At 65.3% G+C, this 1,748-nt stretch carries 3 protein-coding genes; 1 reads left to right on the top strand and 2 read right to left on the bottom strand.

The window, feature by feature from the left end:
• Window positions 1-620, bottom strand: a 620-nt coding sequence (locus tag G7A99_RS19125) for a PAS domain S-box protein (RefSeq protein ID WP_163143189.1), incomplete at its 3' end; no start/stop codon positions are given.
• 35 nt (window positions 621-655) lie between these two features.
• On the bottom strand, window positions 656-1,195 hold the full coding sequence (locus G7A99_RS19120; protein WP_163143186.1) for a winged helix DNA-binding protein: 540 nt from the start codon (window positions 1,193-1,195) through the stop codon (window positions 656-658).
• Window positions 1,196-1,440: 245 nt separating this feature from the next.
• On the opposite strand from G7A99_RS19120, the gene G7A99_RS19115 reads away from it, so the two are divergent.
• A partial coding sequence (locus G7A99_RS19115; RefSeq protein WP_163143183.1) for an LLM class flavin-dependent oxidoreductase occupies window positions 1,441-1,748 on the top strand: 308 nt, incomplete at its 3' end.

Raw genomic sequence — 1,748 nt, 5'->3', positions numbered from 1 at the left:
GGCTCCGCCTCCACCTGGCCGGCGATGAGGCCAAGCAGTCCCTGGAGGTGGTTCTTGATCCGGTGATGGACCTCGCGAATCAGCGCCTCGCGCTGACGGCGCTCCTCGCGCAGGCGCTCGCGTTCGCGCTCGCGGCGCTCGCTGACGTCGCGGAATACCCCGACATACAGGCAGGGCCCGAAACGCCGGTCGACACGCCGCCCCGCTACCTCCACGGGTATCCGGGTGCCGTCGGCGTGAATCACCTCGTGCTCACGCAGGGAAAAGCCCGTGGAGCGCATGTCCGCGAACGCCGCGTCCAGTGCCTGTTTCTCATCCAGGGGATGGATATCGCGGACCGCCATTCGCCTGAGCCGTCCTCGGGGATGACCGAGCAGTATCGTGGCCTGCTCGTTGACGTCATGGATCGCCCCCGATGCGTTGGCGACGACGATCGCGTCCGCCGCCTGCTGGACCAGGGCCCGATAGATCCCCGCTCGTACGCGGCGATGGCGACCGCCAAGCACCGCCACCGTCACCGCGCCGCCCACCACCGCTCCGATCAGGATGCCGCCCCACAGCGCCGGCGTCGCACCAAGCGCGACGAACAGCGCCCCCCAGCCGCCCTCGACACCGGCCATACCCGTCCCCCCTTGTCCAGTCGGTGATTCGCCTCCTACAGCGACTCGTCGTCCATCGGCGCGCGGTGACTGACCACGTAGACCGCCGCTTGGTCATAGATGCCCTGGAGCTGGTTGAGCAGCCGGTGTGCCACCTCGTACTGCGCCTGCCAGTTCTCCTCGTTGGGGATCATGCGGATGAGCATCTCCCGGCGCAGCTGGGCGAAACGTTCCGTGACCTCGTAACCCTGCTCGGTGACGAAATAGGCCACCCCGCGGCGCTTCGCGGACTGCTTGTCCACCAGGCCCGCCGCCTTGAGCTTCTTGAGCGCGTACTGGATGTTGCTGATGTCGTCGCGGTTGAGCAGGCGGGCGATCTCCGCGACCGTCTTGGGACGCTCCTTCATCCGTACCACGTGCAGCACCGCGTTGTCCGAGCCGGATACGGGCCGGTGTGTCACAGCCGCCAGGCACTCGGACTGCCAGCGCTCGAAGGCGGCGGTCAACCGCAGCATCGTGTGCTCGATCTCGGTGAGCGCCATCTCCTTTTCGTCACCCGCGAGGTGCCAGTGCCGGTCCAGGGTGAAATCGCCCACGCGCGCCTCTCCTTCCCGACCCTCGTGCTCCGACATCGCTCTCCTCTCTCCTCGGTGTGCGGGGATACCCCAAACCACAACAGGCCTTGCGACTCAGCACAAGCCCGACGCCGGGCGGACCATCCTTGACGGGAAAAAATTTTACGTCTAAAAGAAAAGTCATGGTGTTTTACTAGTAAATTACTAGAAAAAACACTAACGCCTGCACGCCCGTGAGGGGAGCACACCCGAGGAGGAGCATCGCCATGACCGTAAAGACCACGCCCGTTTTCAATGACAACCCGTTCAAGCTGGGGATCTTCTCCCCCAACTGCTCCGGCGGCCTGGCCGTGACCAAGGTCCCCGAGCGTTGGAACAACTCCTGGGAGAACAACCTCAGGCTCGCGCAGATGGCAGACGAGGCGGGCCTGGAGTTCCTCCTGCCCATCGCCCGCTGGATCGGCTACGGCGGTGCCACCAACTTCCACGGCAGCGTGCTGGAGACCGTCACCTGGGCCGCGGGACTGCTGGCGCAGACGAAGAACATCAACGTCTTCTCCACGATCCACACCGC

This window comes from Arhodomonas sp. KWT (assembly GCF_010993615.1).
This window is presented reverse-complemented; position numbering and strand designations above follow the sequence as displayed.